Origin of the sequence: Metabacillus malikii (genome assembly GCF_030813355.1) — a bacterium.
Lineage (GTDB): Bacteria > Bacillota > Bacilli > Bacillales > Bacillaceae > Metabacillus > Metabacillus malikii.
On the sequence record NZ_JAUSUD010000007.1, the window covers coordinates 20,891 to 44,167 of the forward strand.

Genomic DNA, 23,277 nt, shown 5'->3' on the forward strand with positions numbered 1-23,277 from the left:
CCTTATGCATTCGTGTATAAGGTATTCTTTATTTTAGAAGGTATTTTGAATACACAAAAGCTACATGCACGTTTTATGCTTTACTACATAAGGCTGTTTTCGTAAACATTGTTGCTTTTAACTGAGTTGTCGTTTAGGGTTTGTCTCCTCTTGCAGTACTCGCTTTCCGCGGGGTGGTGAGCTTCATAGCTCCTTGCTCACGAACAAGCAAACTTCAGGTCTTCTCCCTACGATAAGTCATCATCGATTCGCCATTCGGCTCATCGTGATTCCTTTATCACAGTCGATGCCCCTCCAGTTTGTACGTCGATGGGCAAGCCGCCTACGCTATACTTTCTCCTCAGCGTAAACGTCTGCTCACGTCTCACCTCTCCCACGCATCCCGCAGGAGACTCGCACTTTAAGCTCCAACAAACCCTTAAAAAGGTTAGTGCAAAAAGCCACAATCTTTTAGAAAAGAGCCATACATAAAAAGCCACCCTCACATGGCAATAAGGGTGGTTATCACTAATAATATATAAGGGCAATGTCATCGTAAGTAACGCCAAAACGTACCGTGTTTTGCTTGGACCTTTTCGACCTTTTGTGAAAGGATTAATTTTTTTAATTCCTTTTCAACCCCACTCAATGTCATGTTGTAGACGAGCGCAATTTCTGCAGAGGCGACAAATTGATAATGCTGTAAAAATGCCTCTAATGGAGGTGTATGTGACGGCTTAATTTGTTTGCCAATCATTTCTTGTAGGACGTTCACATACATATCATAGGAATATACTCCTGTAATAATGATACCTTCTTCCTCAACATTCTCACTAAAGAACGCTAATGTTGGAATCTCGCTCACATTCATTTCTGAGGTGATTTTTAAATCGCATTGAAACGCCTTTGAAGAAGCGTGTGAATGAATGTCCCGTTCAAATTCAGTTACATCTAATCCAACCATTTCTGCTATCGAGATTAAATGAGTAATTTTTGAGACATTTTTACTTTCAATGAATAATGTCTCTTGTAATTTTCTTAAAAAACGTAATCCAGCCTTTCTGCCTTGGAGCTCAGCTGCTTTAATTGCTAACGATGCTGTAAACGGAGAATCTACTCCTTCATCTAACCAAACTTTCCCGTCACAAGACATGCCTGTTCTGCTTGCAGTTTTCTCCCAAGCTTGGGCAAGCTTATCAGGCCTTTTTCTCTTTGTAATATTTAATGTTGCGAGCTTGCCACTAAGTATATGCCTAAGTGTAAATAGACGACCATACTCAATTTGAAGTTTTTTTATAATTGGTTCAAGTGCCCAACAGTCAGGACAAAGTGGGTCAACAAACATATAGATTTCTAGTGGCTTATTTGGGTGACCATTACAATGTGAGAAAAAGAGATTGTGGTCTTTATTCTCACAGTTGTTATTCATGATTTAATCCCTCTTTCTGATCGTTACTTGAGCTATTCACCATATGATGTGCTGTTAGTTGCAGTCGATGAAAAAGAAACTCTCTTATTTCTCCGCTTAGACCAACCTCATCCATTGCCTCTTCCATACAACTAAGCCATGCGTCAGCACGGGCAGGAGTAATTGGAAAAGGTAAGTGTCTCGCTCTTAACATTGGGTGTCCGTGTTCTTCGGTGTATAAAGGAGGACCACCTAAATACTGAGTAAGAAATTGTTTTTGCTTCCTTGCAGTTTCTGATAAATCGTCTGGGAAGATTGGAAAAAGCATTGGGTGCTTTTGCACTTTCCCATAAAAGGTATCAACAAGCCGCGAAAGCATTTCCTCTCCTATCGCATCATAGGGTGTTTGATTTGGTTCAGTCATGTTGAGAACTCCTTTATTTTGCTCAATTTTCTAATATATCTATAGAAGGAATACCGTTATTATAAAACATTATGTCATATTATTGCATTGAGTGAGAGCATTGCAGCTCATTTGTCAGATAAAGATATATAGTATACAAGCTGTCTAAAAACATCGAATTCAAATAATATAATATGATAGACTTCACCATACTTATTACATTTTAACAAGCGTTTGTAGATATCTCAAACAAATCGCTTTACCAATCCCATAAATAGTCCTAATCCAATTGTATGACTCGCTTTATATTATTAGGGGATTTACATATAAATGCTAGTATTTTCCTATTTGATGACTGTAGAAGACTATTGTTTATATCCATTGCCATTTGTTGAGGGAAATATGTATTAGTTTGATGGAGGAAGAAGGTATTTCAGTAGCGGAAATTTATTTATGACTGCTTCTGTAAAGAGGTATCCCCAAAATAAGAAATAGCCAATCGATGGATGATTGGCTATGCAAAATACGAAGCTGTTATTTTCTTTACATAATTTTGCGTTTCTTTGAACGGAGGTATTCCTCCATATTTATCTACATTTCCTGGTCCAGCATTATAAGCCGCTAACGCTAAAGTTACATCGCCATTATATTTTGAAAGCATCTTTTTCAAATATTTCGTTCCACCTTCAATATTTTGGACTGGATTAAATGGGTCCTCTACACCTAAAGAACGGGCAGTAGCGGGCATTAATTGCATAAGTCCCATCGCACCTACATGACTTTTAGCATTTGGATTGAATCCTGATTCTTGTTTTATTACAGCTTTAATGAGTTTTTCATCGACGCCATATTTCTCAGACGCGGCACGAATCATTGTGTCGATATCACCAGTTTGTCCAGTTTTCGTTACTGAGTCTGTAGATATCGGTGGGAGTTGGTGTGATGTTGTCTTGCTTAACAAACTTGTTAAGTTGTCTAAGTTTGGCATTATCTGCTGTTGTTCAGACGGTTTTGATTCAATAGACACTGAGTTTAATAGTGAATTCAATAAATCTTGAAAATCAGTATTAAGTGATGATGAGTCTGTTGTCGTTCCTTTTGTATCAAGATTTCGAAGTGCCTGTAATTCTAGCAGTGTTTTATAATATTGTGTTTTTATGTCCAAATAATCTACCTCATTTCTTTATATTTTTGCTCATAAAAACGTCTAATTTTATTTTTCGTTGTACGGACTGGAATTGCATATGTTTTTAGCAAATCAGTAAAGTGTTCCTTACCGATTTGTTCGTCTTTCACTTCAAATTCTAGCTCATAATCTTCTATATTTAAATATCGGCTATAATCTAAAACAATTAACCCTTCTCGGTAAATTTTTTCAGCGCGTATCGTTGTTAACGAACCAAAGTAGACAATGTCATGATGATTAACACCAAGATTTTCAATTTGTTTGATAATCTTCCCTTCAGGTAATTGACCAGTTTCGATAATAATCTGGGCAGTTTTTTCATCAATTTGTTGATGTGTTTCTAAAAGCCCAATCTGTGCAGGCTCCTTTAACGTTAAATATAATGTATCCTGTTTTTGGCGAATTCTTAACGCAGCGCCCACTTCTTTTAAATGAAATTGCGGTGTATCAAAATAATGATTTTCTTGTAAAATAAAATCACTGTCATCTATATCAAAAGCAGCCTTAAGTTTTGAAAACTCGTCCTTAGTGAGCATGTTTTTAAATTCGATTTCAATTTCCTGTGACATCTAAAAAATCGCCTCAAATCTATTGCGTATTTAAAAGGCTGTTATCATAAACATTGTTGCTTTTAACTCAGTTGTCGTTTAGGGTTTGTCTCCGCTACAGTACTCGCTTTCCGCGGGGTGGGTGCTGAGCCTCCTCAGCGCAAACGCCTGCGGGGTCTCAGCTCTCCCACTCATCCCGCAGGAGTCTCGCACTTCCGCTCCAACAAACCCTTAAAAAGGTTAGTGCATAAAGCCACAATCTCTTAGAAAAGAGCCATTTAAAAAGACTTTACCTCTATTATCTCTTCCTTTCAGTTAATAAGCAATGTTATCATCACAGTTTTTAATATGGTAAAATAATCATGGATGTAGAAACTGTTATATACAACAGTTACATTTATTTACTTGCACTTAGAACTGGAAGGAGATACATATGAATAAAAGAATTGAAGTAAAGCGCGCAATTATTGAAACTAATCGTATTCATTTACATATTGATGAATCATTAAATGAAATGGTCACTTTAGCACCTAAAGGACAAATGTTAGTTGATTCAGATAGGCTATCTTTTATCTATTTGTTAGAAACAGAGGATGAGTTTATTTATACAGATTTACCCCACACCATTTGGCCACAGCTTAAAAAGGCCGTGGATAACAAGTTTGATGTAGTATTGTCAATTAATGAACGAGAAATAGAATTGATAAACCTTGTTGACGAATTAAGCTACCTTATAGAAAATATTAAAGATAATGCAAATTATGGGGAAGAAATGGAAGCGAAAGTAACGGAAATATTCTCCCTTGATAAAGAATAACGACATATAATGAGGAGAAAACCGCTCGACCCTTAAGTTAGAGACATATCTTATGGGCATGAATCGTTCTATTTTAGGGGGCTTTTGATGAAACACGAACATTGGAAATTATTTTTAACACCGTATAATCAAGCAGTGGAAGAATTAAAAGTGAAGTTTAGAGGAATAAGAGCACAATATGAACTCCATCATTCACACTCTCCGATTGAATTCGTTACAGGACGCGTAAAACCTGTAGCGAGTATACTAGATAAAGCGAAGCGAAAAGGAATTCCTTTAGATAAAATTGAAGAAGGATTACAAGATATCGCAGGTATCAGAATGATGTGTCAATTTGTTGATGATATAAATGTTGTTGTGGAAATGTTAAGAAACCGCCATGATTTAGAAATTGTCGAGGAACGAGACTATATTACGAGTAAAAAAGAGAGCGGGTATCGTTCTTATCACGTCGTTGTGAAATATCCAGTTCAAACAGTCATTGGTGAGAAGAAATTGCTTGTAGAAATACAAATCCGCACATTGTCGATGAATTTCTGGGCAACAATTGAACATTCTCTAAACTATAAATATAGTGGGAATATTCCAGAGGATATAAAAGTCCGACTAAAGCGTGCAGCAGAAGCAGCCTACTCCTTAGATGAAGAAATGTCGCAAATTAAGGGTGAGGTTCAGGAGGCACAAGTTATTTTCTCAAGGAAAACAGAGTAGGATAACTTACGTATTGCTTGTTATTTAAAGAAAGTGAATGCGTCGGACATAACTATCAAACTTGAAGAATTTTTTGGGGTCACCACCCAATTTACATGGGCCAAGGCGTTTATTCTAATTGCTATTGGATATTGATATGATTTTCGATAATCATGTTTTATTTTATGAGATAAACTTAGTTCATATTGTGCGGATAGTCGTTTATTTATTGTTAGTAATCCATTAAAGATTTATGAAAATAACGATAAAGGGGTAGAATTATGAAATTTGCCATTTCATCAAAAGGTGACACGATTTCAAACTCGATTATGCAAAAAATGAAGACTTATTTAATAGATTTTCAGTTAGAATATGATGAAGATCAACCAGATATCGTAATCTCTGTTGGTGGAGATGGTACCCTATTATACGCCTTTCATCGTTACCGTAGCAGACTTAATAAAACAGCTTTTATCGGTGTTCATACTGGACATCTAGGATTTTATGCAGATTGGGTGCCAGATGAAATTGAGAAACTTGTCATCGCCATCGCAAAGACACCATATCAAATCGTCGAATATCCTATTTTAGAAGTAATTATCCGCCATAACGATAATCGTCGTGAGGCTAGATACTTGGCTCTTAATGAATGTACGGTTAAAAGCATTGAGGGTACATTAGTGATGAATGTTGAAATAAAAGGACAAAATTTCGAAACATTCCGCGGAGATGGTCTTTGTATCTCAACACCATCTGGTAGTACAGCCTACAATAAAGCTTTGGGCGGTGCGATACTTCACCCGTCGATTCGGGCAATTCAATTGGCGGAAATGGCATCAATAAATAACCGTGTGTTCCGTACGATCGGTTCACCACTTATTTTGCCTGAGCATCATACATGTATTTTAAAACCTGTAAATGATGGCGACTTTCAAATAACGATAGACCATCTTACTCTTTTACATAAAGATGTAAAATCAATAGAATGTCGTGTTGCCGATGAAAACATAAGATTTGCACGATATAAACCATTCCCATTCTGGAAAAGAGTGAGGGATTCCTTTGTTGGCGACGTGGGGAGAAAAGATTGAAGAAGCTAGCAAAATGATTGACAGGAGAATCATGAATGAGGCCATTTCAATTACGATGGAAGATAAGCGCACAAGATAGCGGGAAACTAGTAAGAGATTTTTTAAAGGAAAAGAAACTTTCAAAGCGTGCGTTAACCGATATAAAGTTTCATGGTGGAGATATTGTCGTAAACTCTGAACGTGTGACCGTTAGGCACCACCTTCGAGAAGGAGAAGAATTAACCGTTATTTTTCCAAATGAAGAAAGAGGTGCGGGGCTACAAGCAGACGTAGTTCCTTTTGAAATTGTTTATGAGGACGAACATTGTTTAGTCATTGATAAACCGGCATCTGTTCCGTCAATTCCTTCAAGGGAGCATGTTGCAGGAACAGTGGCAAACGGTTTAATTGACTATTATCAGCGAAACGATATAAACTCAACCGTTCATATCGTTAACCGTTTAGACAAAGATACTTCAGGCTTAATGTTAGTTGCTAAGCACCGTTTTGCCCATGCTCTCTTTTCTGAACAGCAAAAAAACAAACAAATTCATCGCACATATGAAGCAATTGCACATGGCCAATTTCGTTCAGCTAATGGAACAATTTCCAAGCCAATTGGGCGGAAAGACGATAGCATTATTGAAAGGGAAATTAGGGATGATGGTCAGGAAGCAATAACACATTTCAAAGTGTTGAAGGAATTGAAAGATAAGACATATCTCCAGCTTGTGCTTGACACGGGGAGAACACATCAAATACGAGTTCATCTTTCCTCGATTGGTCATCCTCTATGTGGGGATTCATTATATGGGGGAACGACCGAACATATCAATCGTCAAGCTTTACATAGTGCACAATTATCGTTTTGGCACCCATTTTTAGAACGCGAATTACAATTAAATGCGGATTTGCCAGAAGATATGAGATTACTTGTGGATAATAAATAGAATAGGGGAATCCAAAGTTACCCATTGCTGGTTAACTTGGATTCCCCTTGTTTAGCTTCTAAATCTTTCAGTGCCCAATGGAATAGAGGATTCAACAAATACGACCTCATCTTCCGGGTATCGATATGCTGTTAGTTTGTTGCCGAACACAGCACCGGTATCAATGTTAATTGTCCGTCCTGTTCGGACAGGCTCTTTAACAGGTGTATGTCCATAGACGATTAATGGTTTTCCTTTGTAATGTTTTGCCCAATCACGCCGTTCAGGTGTTCCGTCAGGATTGTTTTTACCTGTAATATCTCCATATAAGACAAATGTTTTTACCTTTTTTGAATACTGGCCTATGTAATCTTCACGAATACCTGCATGGGCAACGACTAGATTGCCGTTATCAAGTATTTGATAGAGTGGTGCTTGTTCATAAAGCCAAATGAATTTTCTTTTTATTTCATTTCGCTCTTTGCCTGATAACTGTTCATACTCTGCAACCGTTGTTTCAAGGCCATGTGTAATTTGGACTTTATTTCCAAGAAAATAACGGTACAGCTTATTGCAATGGTTTCCGGGAGAATAATAAGCCTGTTTCTCCTTTACTAACCGGTATACCACTTCGATAACTGGTATTGATTCAGGACCACGGTCTGTTAAATCCCCTACAAAAGACAATTTCCGCTTATCAGGATGAACAGGAATACCGCTTCCCCAATCATAACCAAGCTGCAATGTTAACGATTCAAACTCCTTATAACAACCATGGATGTCTCCGATAATATCGATGGACATGGATTACACCTCCTACATGTTGAGGGGGACAGTCCCCCGCTCCTTTAACGCGGTACATTGTTGGGGGACAGTCCCTCATCGCTTTAACGTGGTAATAAGCTGGGGGACTGTCCCCTATAAAGTATTTGCTAAGTTAATTTAGTATATGCCCTGCAGGGGGACAGTCCCCCGTTGTCAGTCGAACATATAAGACTTCGTACGGGAGCGGACGTTTAATACGATGCCGATGGCGACCATGTAGGTGGCTAGGGAGCTTCCGCCGTAGCTGACGAATGGCAATGGTAAGCCGGTAATCGGTAATAAACCAATTGTCATGCCGATGTTTTGGAATACTTGGAACGTGATCATCCCGATTATTCCTGTGCATAGGTAACTGCCGAAAGGGTCGTTACTTTCTAATGAGATATGAATCATTCTGTAAATGAGCATGAAAAACAGTGAAATGACGATACTTCCACCGATAAATCCAAATTGTTCGGAAATAATAGCAAAGATAAAGTCAGTATGTGCCTCAGGCAAATATACTTGAAGATTTTGATAGCCTTTCCCTTTTAACTCACCAGAGCCGATTGCTAATAACGATTTCACTAATTGGAACCCTTGCTCTCCAGAATATTCATAAGGGTTCAACCATCCATAAAACCGGTCCAACTGATATGACTTATCGCGGAGTACATATTTTAATAAAAATTCAGGGTATTTAATAAATGTAAACATAAATGCTCCTGCGACAATTACGACTGATGAAACTGCTGGGAGAAGTATACGCCATTTAATACCTGACACAATAATAAGTGAGGCTATGACGGCACAGAATACCATTGTCATACCCATATCCGGTTGTCTAATTAGTAAGAGCATAGGAGGTGCAGCTGCTGCAGCAAGTTTCCCTATTAATAAAAAATCATCTTTAACCGAATTTATCGGGTATTTTTCACGATGGTCTGAAATAATTTTACTCAGTACGATAATTAAAAAGATTTTCATTAATTCTGAAGGTTGGAAATTACCTAAAGGACCGAGCTTATACCAGCTTGTTGCACCCTTTATTGTTTGAACAATCCCGCTAGGCAGTACTTCTAGACCAAGTAATAAGAGCATGCCGAAGCCATACAAATACCATGCTAATTGTTTAAATCGGTCATAATCTATTAACATCGTTACCGCGATCGCTACTGACCCGATGATATACCATTGAATTTGTTTCATAGAAAAATCAATGTTTTGTAATACAGGTGGCAATGTAGCCTCTGCACTATGAATTGCGACAGAGCTAACAATTGCTAATAAAAAAAGTACAAAAAGTAAAGTGTAATCAATACGTTGCTGAGGGGACTTTTGTGTTGTCATAGAGGATCCCTTTCCATTCATTGCTTGATATTTTGCTAAAAGTCATTGTATCATAAACCATCGTAATTGATTAAGTTCGAAATGAATAGTTACCATAGTTCTATTCTGATACAATGTTAATTTTTTATGAAGTTTCTTAATCCGAATTGAGTTTTCAGGAAGGTTTCATTTAAAATATGATAATCAGGTTTTATTGATTTGCTGAAAATTGGCTATTGTGTCTATTCACTATTGTTTCGCAATCTCAATTATTCTAGAGAAAAAAGGAATAAACTGCAACTTCGTACTTCAGATTGGATGTTTCTTTACGGAGTCTGAAAGGTAAAAAGTAAGGAAAGGAGGAAATGATATGTCTGACGAACAAGAAAAAGTCATATTAGAAGAAGAGGGATTACTTGCTTCTTTATCAAGTCACAACTTAGATGCCTTTCGAGATATATTTCTCGAACAGCATCCATACGACCAAGCAAAGTTTTTTACAAAATTAGAGGAGGAAGCACGATTTACTGTATACAGTTATCTTTCTCCGGAAGAAATGGCTGCTATTTTTGAAAATATTGAAGTTGAAGAAGACCAATATGAAACGTATTTGTCAGAAATGGATCCAACGTTTGCGGCTCAAATGTTGTCACATATGTATGCCGATGATGCGGTCGATGTTTTAAATGAGCTGAACAAGGACCAGGTTGCTAGCTATTTAACAATAATGGACGATGACGCTGCCGAGGAAATCCGCGAACTCCTACATTATGAAGAATATACAGCTGGTAGTATCATGACCACAGAATATATTGCCATTCATGCGAATCAAACGATCCATTCGGCGATGCAAATTTTGAAAAATGAAGCACCAAATGCTGAAACAATTTATTACATTTATGTCATCGATGAAGATAAAAAACTAGTCGGTGTTATCTCATTAAGAGATTTAATAATCAATGAACCGGATTTAATGATTTCTGAAGTTATGAATGAACGAGTATATTCTGTTAGTGTCGGTGAAGACCAGGAAGAAGTAGCGCGGAAGATGAAAGATTATAACTTTTTAGCATTGCCTGTTATTGACTTTAAAGGGCATTTGTTAGGGATTATTACGGTCGATGATATTGTCGATGTTATTGATGAAGAAGCAAGTGATGACTACTCGAAACTCGCCGGAGTAAGTGATGTTGATTCAAATGACCGTGGTCCATTTTCAGCAGCTAAAAAGCGACTTCCTTGGCTAATTATTCTTCTTTTTTTAGGAATGTTTACTGCAAGCTTAATAGGTAGGTTTGAAGCGACATTAGATAAAGTTGCCATATTAGCTGTGTTTATTCCCTTAATTGCTGGAATGGCAGGAAACACCGGAACTCAAGCTTTGGCAGTTGTCGTAAGAAGAATCGCAGTCGGGGATCCGAAAGAGCATAGCAGTTTAAAAATGCTTATGAAAGAAGCTGGTACAGGTTTAATTACTGGCACAATATGCGGGATCGTTGTTACACTCATTATATTCGTATGGAAAGGTAATTTTATTTTAGGTCTATTAGTCGGTATTTCAATTTTAGCAACATTAACAGTTGCAACCATTGCAGGTGCATTTATCCCGCTTGTGATGCATCGATTAAAGGTTGACCCTGCTGTTGCATCAGGTCCGTTTATTACAACGATTAATGATATTATCAGTATTTTAATCTATTTCGGGATGGCTACATTATTTATGCAGTATCTAATTTAAACTTTTGATTGGAGGGATATGATGCATGGTGCATCTGTAACATCACTAGTTATTGTTATATTAGCAGCATTTCTAACGCCGATTATTTTACACCGCTTGAGGTTAAATTTCATGCCTGTCGTCGTGGCAGAAATTATTGTCGGATTAATTATCGGGAAGAGTGGTTTTGATGTTGTTTCACAAGATATGTGGTTAGAAACTTTATCAATGCTTGGCTTTATCTTTTTAATGTTTTTAAGTGGACTTGAAATTGATTTTACGGCCTTTGCGAGTGGGAAGAAGAAGGAAAAGCTTCCATCTGGTAAAAATGCACCAAATACCTTTTTCGTTTCTTCTATCGTCTTTTTAGGTATCTTTATTTTATCGTTACTATTATCTTACTTCTTTGTGTTAATAGGGTTAATGGATAATGCATTTTTAATGACATTAATTATCTCTACAATTTCGCTAGGAGTTGTTGTTCCGACATTAAAAGATGCCCAAATCATGAAAACAAATATCGGGCAAATCATTTTACTAGTTGCTGTAATCGCGGATCTTGTCACGATGGTGTTTCTAGCTGTATTTGCTTCGATATATGGTGGAGGAGAAAATAATACGTGGTTATTACTCGTGTTATTTGGCGCTGGTTTATTACTATATTTCTTAGGCAAGTCTTTCCAAAATCGTTCCTTTATTGAAACGATGTCGAAGGGCACGATTCAAATTGGCACAAGAGCGGTATTCACCTTAATCATTGTGTTAGTTGCCATATCGGAAACAATCGGAGCTGAAAATATCTTAGGTGCATTTTTAGCAGGTGTACTTGTCTCACTATTATCACCAAATAAAGAAATGGTACAAAAGCTGGATTCGTTTGGATACGGATTTTTAATTCCAATCTTCTTTGTGATGATTGGTGTTGACTTAGATATATGGTCATTATTCCAGGATCCGAAAATCTTTTTATTAATTCCATTGTTATTTATAGCATTGCTTATCTCAAAAGTTGTTCCAATTCTGTTCCTTAAACGCTGGTATGATACGAAAACAACATTAGCAGCAGGTTTTCTACTCACGTCAACATTGTCACTTGTTATTGCTGCAGCGACAATTGGGGAAAGAATGGAAGTTATTACAAGGGATATGGCAGATGCGTTAATACTTGTAGCAGTTATTACGAGTATCGTCACTCCGATATTCTTTAAAAAGCTATTCCCTAAACATGAGTCTGAGCGACAAAAAATTAAAGTAGCATTTATCGGTGCGAATCAGCTATCTCTTCCTGTTACTCGAGAGTTAAACCCGGATATTTATGATACGACGGTTTATCATATGAAACAGGAAAAATTAGATAAGCAAATTTCTGAATCACTGTTTGATATTAAAGAAATAGATAATTTCGAAGTTGAAACGTTACGAAATGAGCAAGCATTTGAGGCAGATTTACTCGTTGTGACAACAGGTAATGAACAACGGAATGCCGACATCGCCCTTTTTGCAAAAGAACAGCAAGTAGACCGTGTTATAGCGAGTGTGGCAACACCAGAATTAGATGAGAAGATGAAAGAACATGGTATCGATGTATTTTCTACATTGTTATCAACAAAAACAATGCTGCGTGCTCTTATCGAAGCACCTGGTGTCATGCGTATACTCACAAACAAAGAAACAATGCTGTACCAAATTAATTTAAATAATGCTAAATATGATAATATACTGCTACGAAATTTTCCGTTTACTGGCGATATCATTTTCGTTAGAATTTTCAGGGGCAAAGATTCAATCGTGCCTCACGGAGACACCGATTTAAAAGTTGGTGACCGCTTAATTGTGACAGGCTCAAGAGAATATGTGAATGAATTAAAAAGAGAGCTTGAGCTTTGGTAAGAGATTTTTTTCTTGAAAGTTAAAAAACAAATGGTATGATAGGTATAAGAAAAAAGTTTTGGGATTATTTTCTGAAACATTATAAAATGAATAACTCGTTAACCGCTAGGGGTGCCCTAATTAAAGGGCTGAGATTAAAGTGTTTCTTTAAGACTCTTATAACCTGATCTGGATGATACCAGCGTAGGGAAGTGGACTTACATTTGATAATCATTTATGTATGTTAGCCACTTTCCTACTTGGAAAGTGGCTTTTTGATGTTTTGAATAAAATGCTATTTTACAATATTGCTTTCAAATAGCCGATGGAGTCGAAAAACAATAGGTTGAAGTCTAACCCCGGCCACGGCATCAAAAGAAAAGGTTTCCGAAAATATTAACGATAATAGATTAACAGATTTAGCTCAATTGCTTCAGCTAATAAATGAGGGTGAAAGAAATGGAAATTCATATCATATCCAATGGTGTCATGACAGTTGAAGAGCTTACCCGAAAAATGCTCACCATTCATGAAAATGTTGATTATTTACATATTCGCGAAAAAACAAAAACAGTAGCTGAAATAAACGAGCTTGTATCAAATTTACTTCATCATGGAGTCGATCGAAATAAAATCGTCATTAATGACCGGTTAGACGTTGTCTTGTTACAAAATTTAATTAACTTACATTTACCAGGACATAGTTTTCCGATTGAAACAGTAAAAAAATATGCACCATCATTAAGAGTTGGGAAGTCCGTCCATTCGTTAAACGAAGCGATTGAAAGCGAAGAGGCTGGCGCTGATTATTTGCTGTTTGGTCACATCTTTTCTACAGATTCAAAGGCAAATCTCCCTCCTAGAGGTGTCAAGCAATTAGAGGAAATCTGCAAATCTGTCAAAATCCCAGTTATTGCTATTGGAGGTATTGTTCCTGAAACGATAAAACACATCACAAACATAAACATAGGTGGGATTGCGATGATGTCACATATTTTGGCAAGTGAGCAGCCTGCTGAGGCATTAAGGACGATAAAAGAGAGACTGGTAGAGGAGGAGCAAGATGGTGAATCATTATGATGTAGGAATTGTTGGAGGCGGCATTATCGGCCAGTCGATTGCATATCAGCTCGCAAAAGAGGGGCTGGCTGTTGTCGTTTTTGAAAGTAACCGAATTGGAAAAGGTGCAACTAGTGCTGCTGCTGGTATGCTCGGTGCTAATTCAGAACTAGAGAATAATGATGCGTTTTTTTCATTTGCGAAAGAAAGTCAACGACAATATCATAAATTGTGTGAAGAGCTTTTGCAATATTCACAAATCAATATCCAACTTGTCGATAACGGCATGTATAAACTTGCATTGACAGATTCAGAAGCAGAGTCATTGCAGCATACAACAAAGCACCATCAAGCAATCGAATGGCATCCGAAAGATATTGTATTGAATAATGAACCAAATGTGACAAATGAAATAAAAGGTGCTCTCTATATTCCTGAGGATGGTCATGTCTCACCAATTCACGTATGTGCAGCTTTTGCGAAATCAGCTAGCCATTTTGGCGCAACGATATTAGAGAATACACCCGTTCAACGAATTCAGAAAGTGGCAAATGATGAGTACAGATTATCTACTCCACATGCTAATTTTACATGTGAGCATGTCGTTGTTGCAAACGGGGTATGGAGTAATTATTTCTTTAACGAACTAGGAGTGCAGAGTGGCTTAAAACCTGTAAAAGGGGAGTGCTTCTCATTTCAGAGTTCTGAAATTCATTTGGAGCGCACATTATTCTTTGATCATTGTTATATTGTTCCGAAAGGGGATGGTCGCTTTGTCGTCGGCGCATCAATGGTAGAAAATGATTGGAGTACCGAACCAACTTTAGGAGGAATTCAATCATTGTTTGAGAAAGTCATTCCAATTTTGCCAAACATCAAATCTGCAAAACTATTAGAGACATGGGCAGGATTACGACCACAAACAGATGATGGGAAGCCGTATATTGGAAAACATCCAACAGAGGAAAATCTATATTTTGCAACAGGGCATTATCGTAACGGGATCTTACTTGCACCTAAAACAGGTACAATGATTCGTGACTTTATACTAAAAAGAACGCAGCAGGAAGAGTATGTGAATGCATTTTCACTTGACCGTAAACTAGTAAAAATGATGAGGTGATATAGGTGGAAATCAGGTTAAATGGTGAGTTAACAAGTTTGGAAAAAGTGAGGACAATCCAAGAATTATTAGCGTTTTATAATCTAGAGGATAGACTTGTCATTGTTGAACATAACCGTGAAATTATTTTAAAAGAAAAATATGAATCTACACCAATTCAAAATGGTGACGAAGTAGAGCTTGTTCATTTTGTAGGAGGAGGATGAAAAATGTTAAAAATAGCAGATAAAAAATTTCAATCAAGATTATTACTAGGAACGGGTAAATACCCATCATTTGAAATTCAAAAGGAAGCAGTCGCTGTTTCTGAATCAGAAATATTAACGTTTGCTGTAAGGCGGATGAATATATTTGAAGCGTCACAGCCGAATTTTCTAGAGCAGTTAGACCTTTCAAAATATACGTTATTACCGAATACAGCAGGTGCAAAAACGGCTGAGGAAGCTGTTAGAATCGCAAAGCTTGCGAAAGCATCAGGACTATGCGATATGATTAAAGTAGAAGTGATTGGTTGTGACAGGTCATTGTTACCTGACCCGGTTGAAACATTAAAGGCAAGCGAAATGCTATTAGAGGAAGGCTTCATTGTCCTGCCATATACGTCAGATGATGTTGTATTGGCAAGAAGATTAGAAGAATTAGGCGTACATGCAATAATGCCTGGAGCATCTCCAATCGGCTCAGGTCAAGGAATCTTAAATCCTCTTAATTTAAAATTTATAATTGAACAATCAAAAGTACCTGTCATTGTTGATGCTGGTATTGGCTCACCTGCTGACGCAGCAAGTGCAATGGAATTAGGTGCTGATGGAGTACTTTTAAATACAGCTGTTTCTGGTGCACAGGACCCTGTGAAAATGGCGATTGCAATGAAGCTTGCAATTGAAGCAGGCCGCATTGGTTATGAAGCAGGCCGGATTCCGAAAAAGGAATATGCAACAGCAAGCAGTCCAACAGAAGGAATGATGACAACTTAATGGAACGTTATTCACGTCAAGTCTTATTTGCTCCAATAGGAGAGAACGGTCAACAGGCGCTAATGCAAAAACATATCTTTATCGTAGGTGCTGGTGCACTAGGGACAGCAAATGCTGAGATGCTGGCAAGAGCAGGTGTAGGCAAGATTACCATTATTGATCGTGATTATGTTGAATGGAGCAATCTTCAAAGACAGCAAATGTATGTGGAAGACGATGCGATGAATCGTCTTCCGAAAGCAATAGCGATTAAAAACCATCTTGGAAAAATAAATTCAGAAGTGACTGTCGAAGCATATGTCGATGATGTGACATCAGCAAATATTGAAGAGTGGATTGATGGAGTCGATGTCATCGTTGATTCAACAGATAACTTTGAAACGAGACTATTAATCAATGATGTGTCAGCAAAGCATAAAATACCATGGGTTTACGGCGGTTGTGTTGGCAGCTATGGGTTGTCATTTACCGTCATACCAGCCAAAACACCATGTTTACATTGCTTATTAAAGCATATCCCGTTCGATGGCTTAACATGTGATACTGTCGGAGTTATTTCACCGATTGTCTCAATGGTAACCTCTCATCAAACAACCGAAGTATTAAAGCTCCTTGTTGGTGATGAAGAAAATTTACGAAGTAAGCTCGTATCATTTGATTTGTGGAAAAATCAATACTCGGCAATCAATATGGAACGACTCAAAAATGATGCATGTCCGACATGTGGTACAGATCCTGTTTATCCATATTTAACAGCAGAAATGGAAACAAAGGCTGCCGTTTTATGTGGCCGAGATACTGTTCAAATCCGTCCAAAGAGCGGAAATCAGTTATCATTTGCGAGCATCGCAGAACGGGTGAAACCAATTGCTGATGCCTTTTTAGAAAATCCATTTCTTATGTCATTTACATTTGGCGAACATCGAATTGTTCTATTTCAAGACGGCCGCGCACTTATCCATGGAACAAAGGATATTGCCGAAGCGAAAACACTCTACCATCGTTATATAGGTTAGGAGGGGAAGTAGATGCAAATAGCACGTGCTCTTACGATCGCAGGGTCCGATTCAGGTGGAGGCGCTGGAATACAAGCTGATCTGAAAACATTCCAAGAGCTGAACGTATTTGGAATGACGGCAATTACAGCTGTCACTGCGCAAAATACGTTAGGTGTTCAAGGAGTCTATCCATTATCATTAGATGCAATTGAAACACAAATTGAATCTGTAGCAGCAGATTTATATCCTGATGCGATTAAGACTGGGATGCTCTTTAATGCAGAAATTATTCAACTAGTTTCTGAACAAGTGAAAAAGCATGGTTGGGAAAATGTTATCGTTGACCCTGTCATGATAGCTAAAGGTGGTCAATCATTATTACAAAGAGAAGCGGTTGAAGCGATGAAAAAGCAGTTATTGCCGTTAGCGAAGGTAATTACACCTAACATTCCTGAGGCAGAAGTATTAACAGGTATGGTAATTAAATCACTTGAAGACCGCCAAACAGCTGCGAAAAAACTACATGAACTTGGCACAAGTTATATTATGATAAAAGGTGGACATGACATGTTAGGGGACGTTGTTGTCGATATGCTTTATGACGGGCAGTCATTCACCTATTTTGAAGGCGAGAGATTTGAAACAAAGCATACACATGGAACAGGCTGTACATTTGCTGCAGCAATTACTGCTGAAATAAGCAAGGGACATGACATTCATTCTGCGGTGCAAACTGCTAAGCAATTTATTCAAGCTGCGATAGAAGACCAATTAGGTATTGGTAATGGTCATGGACCAACGAACCATTGGGCTTTCGAAAAACGAAAAATGCTTAAGTCTGTTTAGGGGCCAGATTAAATGAATATTTCTGAACAATTAAAAGTTTATTTTGTGATGGGGTCGACGAATTGTATAAATCATGACCCAGAGAAAACATTAGCTGAAGCGATAAATGGCGGGATAACTCTTTTTCAATACCGTGAAAAGGGAGAGGCATCCTTAACAGATGAAAATCGAGTCTATTTAGGCAAAAAGCTTAGGGCATTATGTAAACGTTATAGTATTCCGTTCATTGTCAATGATGATATTGAGTTAGCATTGGAACTCGAATCAGACGGCGTTCACTTAGGGCAAGATGATGATGCACCACTTGTTGCGAAGAAACGAATAAAAAATCATATGATTATCGGGCTCTCAACTCATACCGTAGAAGAGGCGAAGCTAGCAGTAACAGCTGGAGCAGATTATATCGGTGTTGGACCGATGTTTACAACCAAGACAAAAACAGATGCACATGAAGTGGTAGGACCAACACTCATCTCCCATATACGCGCCGCAGGGTTACCTGATTTCCCTATCGTTGGCATTGGTGGAATTACGATTCACAACGCCCTAGAAGTCTATCAGTCTGGTGCAAACGGAATTGCTGTCATTAGCTCGATTAGTCATGCCTCATCCCCTCGGGAAGCAGCTGAAGCTTTCAATACATTAAGATAAATTTATACACTAAAGCAGATGAAAAATGTCTTTATTTTTTCATTTGCTTTTTTATTACATTTCAATAGTTTTTGCTATAAAAATACCACCCCTAAACGATTAGCCGCGCCCAAAACAATTAGAAATAATAGCACATGAAACATTTCCATGTTATAATTATAACCAGGTACTAATAACTTGTATTAAATTCGAGGAGGATATACATGAATTTATCACTTAATGGACGTAATATTGTCGTGATGGGAGTTGCGAATAAGCGCAGCATTGCTTGGGGAATTGCTCGTTCTTTGCATAATGCTGGTGCTAGACTCATCTTCACTTACGCTGGTGAAAGACTTGAGAAGTCAGTTCGAGAATTAGCAGCATCGCTTGATCGGGATGATTCAGTTGTTCTACCATGTGACGTTACTAATGATGATGAAGTAAAAGAATGCTTCAACAAAATTAAGGATGAAGTCGGAGTCGTTCATGGCGTTGCACACTGTATTGCGTTTGCTCATAAAGAAGAGCTTCAAGGTGAATATTTAAATACAACACGTGACGGATTCCTTTTAGCACAAAATATTAGCTCATACTCCTTAACTGCAGTAGCAAAAGAAGTAAGACCGCTAATGACGGAGGGCGGCAGCATTGTCACGTTAACATACCTCGGTGGTGAACGTGTATTACCGAACTACAATGTGATGGGAGTAGCAAAAGCATCCCTAGAAGCAAGTGTCAGATACTTGGCGAGTGACCTTGGAAAAGATAAAATTCGTGTCAATTCAATCTCTGCTGGTCCGATTCGTACACTTTCTGCAAAAGGTATTAGTGATTTCAACTCGATTTTAAAAGATATTGAGGAACGCTCTCCACTACGCAGAACGACTACACCAGAAGAAGTAGGAGACACAGCATTATTCCTATTTAGTGACCTTTCAAGAGGTATGACTGGTGAAAACCTTCATGTAGACTCTGGATATCATATTTTAGCTTAAACTAAAAAAGTAATTAGGTTTTGTCCGATGGAAAACGGTACAAGTAACCATTAAAAATTATAAAGAAAAACACTTGGATCAAAAGTCTAAGTGTTTTTTTATTGATATCCTTTTATACATAGTTGTCATCTGGATTTTTTGAGAACTTAGCGAGTAATATACTTAGAAAGGTTGTCCTCCTGTATTAAAAATGGTTATTTTGTAAAGGATGTAATCTCCAACAAACTTTTGCATAATCTCGGCTTCCCAATTAATAAACATATACATGAATGCTTTTTGATTTGTCTTAGTGTTTTAATCGACTTTTCGGGTGTGAGTAATTTGGTTTCTTTTCCCACTAAAATAGGCACGAACCTCATTTTGACGGCATACGATGTTTTAGTGTGTACATTCAAAAAACTCGGAGGTAATGTCATGAGTCATAAGCAAACACAGTATCGTCAAGCGAAGCCTCTCATGTATATTGTTCAACCAGATGGCATCAATGTTGATGTCAAGATGCAGTCCTTTGTTGTGAAAAAAGCAAAAAAGCAAGTTGAATCGGTCATTGAGGAAGAAGTAAAGGAAATTGATGAGCCTCAATTACAAATTGAAGTAGTGGACCAAGAAGTGCCAATTACACAACAGGAACCAGAAGTACCGACCGCAACAAAAGAGGTAGTGGAGGAAGTACAGGAGGAAGAGCCGCCACAATCTGCAAAACAATATCGCAAACAGAGAAAGCCGATATCGCAGATGACTATCGAGGAAAAAGTAGATTTTTTCAAAAACTTACCGAAAAACATGCCGCGTACTCTATGCTTGATTGAGACGACAGAAGAAAAATATCGCGGAGTAATTATTACAGAAGAAAATAAGATTGTAACCATTCGTTCTTTGCATCACACAAAGCCAATTCAATTACCGATAAATCAAATTAAAGAAATTAATTTGTTAGGATTTTAACTTTTAAGGATAGGCTAACTAAAAATAGTTGGCCTTTTTTGTTTTGTGCCACACAGTCGTTTTTTGTCAAATGACAGATTTTTTTAGAAAGTTGGGAGATTTTTCAATGGAGTTGACAGATTTTTTGGGAAAGTTGACAAATAAACCTCTAAAGTTGGGAGATTACACACTTATCTTATAAAAAAAGTAGCCTGGACGGGTGGTAGACCTGTCAAGCTAACTCATAAGCTTCGGTGATAGGCATTGAATTGCACAAAAACATGATAAATCTACTTCAATCCCACATCTTGTTTTCACTAACTCATCTACTTCACAAATGTCTTCGGCAAGATGGCCGTTTTTCTTAAGGGGGAGCAATAGACGAAGTGTTGCGCAACAATCAGAAATGCGTTCAATTCGATAAAAGGAAGTGGTAAAGCAATTCTTTCCTACAGAACCAGGCGACTGAAATAGTTCACCTTTTTGTGTGTATAACAGAAATGGAATTGTATCGCCGAGATAAGTTGTTTGTTGGAGGAGATTCTGGTAACAGCTTGTGAAACATTTTTCACGGACTTCGAGTTGCTGTGCCAATATGTTCTCTAGTACATGACATATACATTTATTTTCATGACATTTATCCATTTTTGACCCTCCTATTTTATTCTTACAATTAGTATAAGGAGAGGCAGAGAAAAGGTGCTAGGTGGGTGCCTATTCAAAGGAGCCTTTTAAAAAGGGAGCGAAAAATCAATAAAAAAGACTGCTGATTGTCAGCAGTCTATTCATTTTCAATTATTTGTGGTGTTTGTCAGCGATGCGGTCAACTAGCTCTGGTGATAAGCATTGGATAGCACAGAAGCAGCTAAGGTCAACTTCGATACAGAAGTCAGATTTTTCTAAGCCGAAGAAGCATTCGTCACAAGGGTCACATACACTTTCAGTATGGCCGTGAACGTCAACTGGGCGAAGTAAAGATAATGTCGCACAGCAATCTTCAACAGCTTCAACACGGAAGAAGATTGTTTTGAAGCAAGTCATATCTCCCATGAATCCACCAACATTACCGAATGCTTTGAAAAGTTCACCCTTTTTGTTCGTTAACATGAATGGAATTGTATCTCTTTGAGGTCCGCCAGCAGGGCTTAATAAATTACTGTAGCAGCTAGTAGGACAGCTAATTTCTTCGACCGCTTCTTGTTCAGCTAAGATTTGTTCTACTGCATCACATACGCAGTTTGTATCTTGGTCTCTTTTATCTTTGCAACCCATTATTAAGTCATCTCCTTAATAGTTATTTGACTTTAGTCCTTAACAGACTATGTGTTTTATGACTAGTTGGTGTGGGTGAATGTCTAGTGAATGCAAATCAATCAAAAAAGATTTGGGTGGTCAAGTTATTATTTATTGGTATGATATTTGACTGTAACCAGTGAAACGATCAACATGTAAAAAAAGCAGGGGTTCCCCTGCTTTTTGCGCATTAAAGGATATCGATGCTTACAACAAGTGCGATTAGGATTTGGAGAAGTACTTGTAGTGTAATTGCAACATCTGTGTCTGTTGTTGTTACTTTGACTTGACGAGAATTTTCGATGATTGTTTTTTGTTTATTTACTTGTTTAATATCTGCTTGTTGGATTAATTGCTGTGTTACTTGTTCAGCGCGGTTACTATCTGCAATTGTAATGTTAATAACTAATGCGATTGCGACTTGAAGTGCAACTTGTAGTGATACTGCAACTTGTGTATCAGTGCTTGTTACGTCTACTTCACAGGAATCTTTAATTACAATTGTTTCAGAAGAGATTTGTTCTGTATCACTTTCCTGGTCTGCGTGCTGAGATACTGTTGCATCTGTGTCAAAGAAGTTATGGTTGTGATTATGATTGCCACCTACACCTGCACCTTCATTACATTCACTTGGATGGCAGGATTGCTCATCTAAAGCTACCCATTTATATGGTCTTGCTTCCATTTGCTGATTCCTCCTTTCAATGTACTATTATTAAATGTTCAAAATTTATTTTTGTATATGACAAACATCTTGGGGAAAACCCCCATTTTTAGTTTATTTGTCATTTTTGCGGTTTTTTAGCATGTCTCTTAAAGTTGTGTTTTTTGTTGTTTCTTTAACTTCGTTTTCTTCATCCACTGTTTTCTTTGTTCCTTTTACATACTCATCAACTTGTGCTTGCAAATCTTCTACTACTTTTTTGATTTGCTCCTTTTGCTCATCTGTTAATGATTTTCGATTCTCTTTTGAAATATTGTTTTTAGCAAGGACGTCTTGAACGAATAATTGCATCATTGTTGATGAAATTTCCTGAAGGTTTAGTTTGTTTTTACTCATATTTATCACCTCACTTCTAGAATAGTAAAGGGGGTGCTTAAACGTGTCGCAAACACAAGTACCCCTTCAAAAATTACTCTTATTTTTATAAACAGTTCCTGGTCAGCTAAGCAGGAATTAGAGGATATCGATTGACACAACAAGTGCAAGTAGTATTTGAATTAATACTTGAAGAGAGATAGCTACATCCGTATCTGTTGTCGTAACTTTTACGTCTCTAGAATTTTCGATGATTAATTTTTGTTTGTTTGCTTGTTTAATTACAGAATTTTGTAATAGTTGTTGTGTTACTTGTTCAGCACGGTCACTATCGGCGATTGTTAAATTTATAACTAAAGCTATTGCAACTTGAATTGCTACTTGTAATGAAACAGCAACTTGAGTATCAGTAGAAGTTACTTCGATTTTGCAAGAATCTTTAATGTGAATAAATTCTTCTGAAGCTTGCACCGTTTTGTTGAATTGCTCGCTTTTCTGTGTTGGATTGTTTTCTTCTTTACAGTCATCTAAGGCAGACCATCTAGTTGTAGACAATACACTCACTCCTTTCGTGATTTAAAAAGGAGACACGCCTTAATAGGTTAGTCAGTGGACGCAAGGGGAAGCGTAATTGGTTAAAA

General features: G+C 37.5%; 26 protein-coding genes and 1 riboswitch. Of the genes, 15 read left to right on the forward strand and 11 right to left on the reverse strand.

The genetic code is table 11. The features are described 5' to 3' along the window. Positions 1 to 529: 529 nt before the first annotated feature. The 4 genes from J2S19_RS08745 to J2S19_RS08760 all read right to left on the reverse strand — a co-directional run bounded on the left by J2S19_RS08745 (position 530) and on the right by J2S19_RS08760 (position 3,545). Positions 530 to 1,408, reverse strand: coding sequence for a ClpXP adapter SpxH family protein (locus J2S19_RS08745; protein ID WP_307340222.1), 879 nt, complete (start codon positions 1,406 to 1,408; stop codon positions 530 to 532). Next, positions 1,401 to 1,811, reverse strand: coding sequence for a globin domain-containing protein (locus J2S19_RS08750; protein ID WP_307340226.1), 411 nt, complete (start codon positions 1,809 to 1,811; stop codon positions 1,401 to 1,403). Before J2S19_RS08750 ends, J2S19_RS08745 begins: the two co-directional genes overlap by 8 nt. Before the next feature lie 493 nt (positions 1,812 to 2,304). Continuing rightward, positions 2,305 to 2,949, reverse strand: coding sequence for a lytic transglycosylase domain-containing protein (locus tag J2S19_RS08755; protein WP_307340710.1), 645 nt, complete (start codon positions 2,947 to 2,949; stop codon positions 2,305 to 2,307). Between the two features lie 11 nt (positions 2,950 to 2,960). Beyond that, entirely contained in the window at positions 2,961 to 3,545 is a 585-nt protein-coding gene (locus J2S19_RS08760; RefSeq protein WP_307340229.1) for a CYTH domain-containing protein, read from the reverse strand. Between the two features lie 412 nt (positions 3,546 to 3,957). Between J2S19_RS08760 and J2S19_RS08765 the strand changes: the two genes are divergently transcribed. From J2S19_RS08765 to J2S19_RS08780, 4 genes are all read left to right on the forward strand, one after another. Beyond that, entirely contained in the window at positions 3,958 to 4,341 is a 384-nt protein-coding gene (locus J2S19_RS08765) for a UPF0738 family protein (protein ID WP_307340232.1), read from the forward strand. An 87-nt stretch (positions 4,342 to 4,428) separates the two neighbouring features. Beyond that, complete coding sequence (yjbM, locus tag J2S19_RS08770; protein ID WP_307340235.1) at positions 4,429 to 5,052, forward strand: GTP diphosphokinase; 624 nt, start codon at positions 4,429 to 4,431, stop codon at positions 5,050 to 5,052. Positions 5,053 to 5,309: 257 nt separating this feature from the next. Continuing rightward, on the forward strand, positions 5,310 to 6,122 hold the full coding sequence (locus tag J2S19_RS08775; RefSeq protein WP_307340713.1) for an NAD kinase: 813 nt from the start codon (positions 5,310 to 5,312) through the stop codon (positions 6,120 to 6,122). A gap of 35 nt (positions 6,123 to 6,157) precedes the next feature. Beyond that, positions 6,158 to 7,051 carry an RluA family pseudouridine synthase gene (locus tag J2S19_RS08780; protein ID WP_307340238.1) on the forward strand — a complete coding sequence of 298 codons (894 nt, stop codon included), beginning with the start codon at positions 6,158 to 6,160 and terminating at the stop codon, positions 7,049 to 7,051. 51 nt (positions 7,052 to 7,102) lie between these two features. Here J2S19_RS08780 and prpE read toward each other — a convergent pair whose 3' ends face one another. Next, positions 7,103 to 7,834, reverse strand: coding sequence for a bis(5'-nucleosyl)-tetraphosphatase PrpE (prpE, locus tag J2S19_RS08785; RefSeq protein ID WP_307340243.1), 732 nt, complete (start codon positions 7,832 to 7,834; stop codon positions 7,103 to 7,105). A gap of 174 nt (positions 7,835 to 8,008) precedes the next feature. Next, positions 8,009 to 9,184, reverse strand: coding sequence for an FtsW/RodA/SpoVE family cell cycle protein (locus J2S19_RS08790; RefSeq protein WP_307340246.1), 1,176 nt, complete (start codon positions 9,182 to 9,184; stop codon positions 8,009 to 8,011). Positions 9,185 to 9,533: 349 nt separating this feature from the next. On the opposite strand from J2S19_RS08790, the gene mgtE reads away from it, so the two are divergent. The 11 genes from mgtE to J2S19_RS08845 all read left to right on the forward strand — a co-directional run bounded on the left by mgtE (position 9,534) and on the right by J2S19_RS08845 (position 20,325). Next, positions 9,534 to 10,901 (forward strand): magnesium transporter, encoded by a 1,368-nt coding sequence (gene mgtE / locus J2S19_RS08795; RefSeq protein ID WP_307340250.1) that lies wholly within the window; start codon positions 9,534 to 9,536, stop codon positions 10,899 to 10,901. An 18-nt stretch (positions 10,902 to 10,919) separates the two neighbouring features. Then, positions 10,920 to 12,770, forward strand: coding sequence for a monovalent cation:proton antiporter family protein (locus tag J2S19_RS08800; protein WP_307340253.1), 1,851 nt, complete (start codon positions 10,920 to 10,922; stop codon positions 12,768 to 12,770). Between the two features lie 97 nt (positions 12,771 to 12,867). Next, positions 12,868 to 12,977: riboswitch (TPP riboswitch) on the forward strand. 231 nt (positions 12,978 to 13,208) lie between these two features. Further along, on the forward strand, positions 13,209 to 13,829 hold the full coding sequence (locus J2S19_RS08805; RefSeq protein ID WP_307340257.1) for a thiamine phosphate synthase: 621 nt from the start codon (positions 13,209 to 13,211) through the stop codon (positions 13,827 to 13,829). Then, entirely contained in the window at positions 13,813 to 14,931 is a 1,119-nt protein-coding gene (thiO, locus tag J2S19_RS08810; RefSeq protein ID WP_307340260.1) for a glycine oxidase ThiO, read from the forward strand. The genes J2S19_RS08805 and thiO overlap by 17 nt, the downstream gene beginning before the upstream one ends. A 5-nt stretch (positions 14,932 to 14,936) precedes the next feature. Next, positions 14,937 to 15,137 carry a sulfur carrier protein ThiS gene (gene thiS, locus J2S19_RS08815; protein WP_307340263.1) on the forward strand — a complete coding sequence of 67 codons (201 nt, stop codon included), beginning with the start codon at positions 14,937 to 14,939 and terminating at the stop codon, positions 15,135 to 15,137. Between the two features lie 3 nt (positions 15,138 to 15,140). Next, entirely contained in the window at positions 15,141 to 15,908 is a 768-nt protein-coding gene (locus J2S19_RS08820) for a thiazole synthase (RefSeq protein WP_307340266.1), read from the forward strand. Then, a complete protein-coding gene (locus tag J2S19_RS08825; protein WP_307340269.1) occupies positions 15,908 to 16,924 on the forward strand; it encodes a thiazole biosynthesis adenylyltransferase ThiF in 1,017 nt (338 codons plus the stop codon). The genes J2S19_RS08820 and J2S19_RS08825 overlap by 1 nt, the downstream gene beginning before the upstream one ends. A gap of 12 nt (positions 16,925 to 16,936) precedes the next feature. Beyond that, positions 16,937 to 17,752 carry a bifunctional hydroxymethylpyrimidine kinase/phosphomethylpyrimidine kinase gene (gene thiD / locus J2S19_RS08830; RefSeq protein WP_307340272.1) on the forward strand — a complete coding sequence of 272 codons (816 nt, stop codon included), beginning with the start codon at positions 16,937 to 16,939 and terminating at the stop codon, positions 17,750 to 17,752. 12 nt (positions 17,753 to 17,764) lie between these two features. Continuing rightward, the gene (gene thiE, locus J2S19_RS08835; protein ID WP_307340275.1) at positions 17,765 to 18,403 is read left to right on the forward strand and encodes a thiamine phosphate synthase; all 639 of its coding nucleotides are present in this window, start codon (positions 17,765 to 17,767) and stop codon (positions 18,401 to 18,403) included. A 203-nt stretch (positions 18,404 to 18,606) separates the two neighbouring features. Next, entirely contained in the window at positions 18,607 to 19,380 is a 774-nt protein-coding gene (fabI, locus tag J2S19_RS08840) for an enoyl-ACP reductase FabI (protein ID WP_307340278.1), read from the forward strand. Positions 19,381 to 19,794: 414 nt separating this feature from the next. Next, positions 19,795 to 20,325 carry a CotO family spore coat protein gene (locus tag J2S19_RS08845; protein ID WP_307340282.1) on the forward strand — a complete coding sequence of 177 codons (531 nt, stop codon included), beginning with the start codon at positions 19,795 to 19,797 and terminating at the stop codon, positions 20,323 to 20,325. Positions 20,326 to 20,541: 216 nt separating this feature from the next. Here the strand turns inward: J2S19_RS08845 and J2S19_RS08850 are convergent, their stop codons facing one another. The 5 genes from J2S19_RS08850 to J2S19_RS08870 form a co-directional block, all read right to left on the reverse strand. Further along, positions 20,542 to 20,949, reverse strand: a complete 408-nt coding sequence (locus tag J2S19_RS08850; protein ID WP_307340285.1) for a CotY/CotZ family spore coat protein — start codon at positions 20,947 to 20,949, stop codon at positions 20,542 to 20,544. 150 nt (positions 20,950 to 21,099) lie between these two features. Beyond that, entirely contained in the window at positions 21,100 to 21,576 is a 477-nt protein-coding gene (locus J2S19_RS08855; RefSeq protein WP_307340288.1) for a CotY/CotZ family spore coat protein, read from the reverse strand. A 211-nt stretch (positions 21,577 to 21,787) separates the two neighbouring features. Beyond that, complete coding sequence (locus tag J2S19_RS08860; protein ID WP_307340290.1) at positions 21,788 to 22,282, reverse strand: spore coat protein; 495 nt, start codon at positions 22,280 to 22,282, stop codon at positions 21,788 to 21,790. A gap of 93 nt (positions 22,283 to 22,375) precedes the next feature. After that, the gene (locus tag J2S19_RS08865) at positions 22,376 to 22,657 is read right to left on the reverse strand and encodes a hypothetical protein (protein ID WP_307340293.1); all 282 of its coding nucleotides are present in this window, start codon (positions 22,655 to 22,657) and stop codon (positions 22,376 to 22,378) included. Positions 22,658 to 22,774: 117 nt separating this feature from the next. Continuing rightward, entirely contained in the window at positions 22,775 to 23,200 is a 426-nt protein-coding gene (locus tag J2S19_RS08870; protein ID WP_370875104.1) for a spore coat protein, read from the reverse strand. Between the last annotated feature and the right edge of the window lie 77 nt (positions 23,201 to 23,277).

Coding starts and splice junctions, on each gene's coding strand:
- J2S19_RS08745 (WP_307340222.1), bottom strand. CDS start 1,408: ATGAATAACAACTGTGAGAATAAAGACCACAATCTCTTTTTCTCACAT.
- J2S19_RS08750 (WP_307340226.1), bottom strand. CDS start 1,811: ATGACTGAACCAAATCAAACACCCTATGATGCGATAGGAGAGGAAATG.
- J2S19_RS08760 (WP_307340229.1), bottom strand. CDS start 3,545: ATGTCACAGGAAATTGAAATCGAATTTAAAAACATGCTCACTAAGGAC.
- J2S19_RS08765 (WP_307340232.1), top strand. CDS start 3,958: ATGAATAAAAGAATTGAAGTAAAGCGCGCAATTATTGAAACTAATCGT.
- yjbM (WP_307340235.1), top strand. CDS start 4,429: ATGAAACACGAACATTGGAAATTATTTTTAACACCGTATAATCAAGCA.
- J2S19_RS08780 (WP_307340238.1), top strand. CDS start 6,158: ATGAGGCCATTTCAATTACGATGGAAGATAAGCGCACAAGATAGCGGG.
- prpE (WP_307340243.1), bottom strand. CDS start 7,834: ATGTCCATCGATATTATCGGAGACATCCATGGTTGTTATAAGGAGTTT.
- J2S19_RS08790 (WP_307340246.1), bottom strand. CDS start 9,184: ATGACAACACAAAAGTCCCCTCAGCAACGTATTGATTACACTTTACTT.
- mgtE (WP_307340250.1), top strand. CDS start 9,534: ATGTCTGACGAACAAGAAAAAGTCATATTAGAAGAAGAGGGATTACTT.
- J2S19_RS08800 (WP_307340253.1), top strand. CDS start 10,920: ATGATGCATGGTGCATCTGTAACATCACTAGTTATTGTTATATTAGCA.
- J2S19_RS08805 (WP_307340257.1), top strand. CDS start 13,209: ATGGAAATTCATATCATATCCAATGGTGTCATGACAGTTGAAGAGCTT.
- thiO (WP_307340260.1), top strand. CDS start 13,813: ATGGTGAATCATTATGATGTAGGAATTGTTGGAGGCGGCATTATCGGC.
- J2S19_RS08820 (WP_307340266.1), top strand. CDS start 15,141: ATGTTAAAAATAGCAGATAAAAAATTTCAATCAAGATTATTACTAGGA.
- J2S19_RS08825 (WP_307340269.1), top strand. CDS start 15,908: ATGGAACGTTATTCACGTCAAGTCTTATTTGCTCCAATAGGAGAGAAC.
- thiD (WP_307340272.1), top strand. CDS start 16,937: ATGCAAATAGCACGTGCTCTTACGATCGCAGGGTCCGATTCAGGTGGA.
- thiE (WP_307340275.1), top strand. CDS start 17,765: ATGAATATTTCTGAACAATTAAAAGTTTATTTTGTGATGGGGTCGACG.
- fabI (WP_307340278.1), top strand. CDS start 18,607: ATGAATTTATCACTTAATGGACGTAATATTGTCGTGATGGGAGTTGCG.
- J2S19_RS08845 (WP_307340282.1), top strand. CDS start 19,795: ATGAGTCATAAGCAAACACAGTATCGTCAAGCGAAGCCTCTCATGTAT.
- J2S19_RS08850 (WP_307340285.1), bottom strand. CDS start 20,949: ATGGATAAATGTCATGAAAATAAATGTATATGTCATGTACTAGAGAAC.
- J2S19_RS08855 (WP_307340288.1), bottom strand. CDS start 21,576: ATGGGTTGCAAAGATAAAAGAGACCAAGATACAAACTGCGTATGTGAT.
- J2S19_RS08860 (WP_307340290.1), bottom strand. CDS start 22,282: ATGGAAGCAAGACCATATAAATGGGTAGCTTTAGATGAGCAATCCTGC.
- J2S19_RS08865 (WP_307340293.1), bottom strand. CDS start 22,657: ATGAGTAAAAACAAACTAAACCTTCAGGAAATTTCATCAACAATGATG.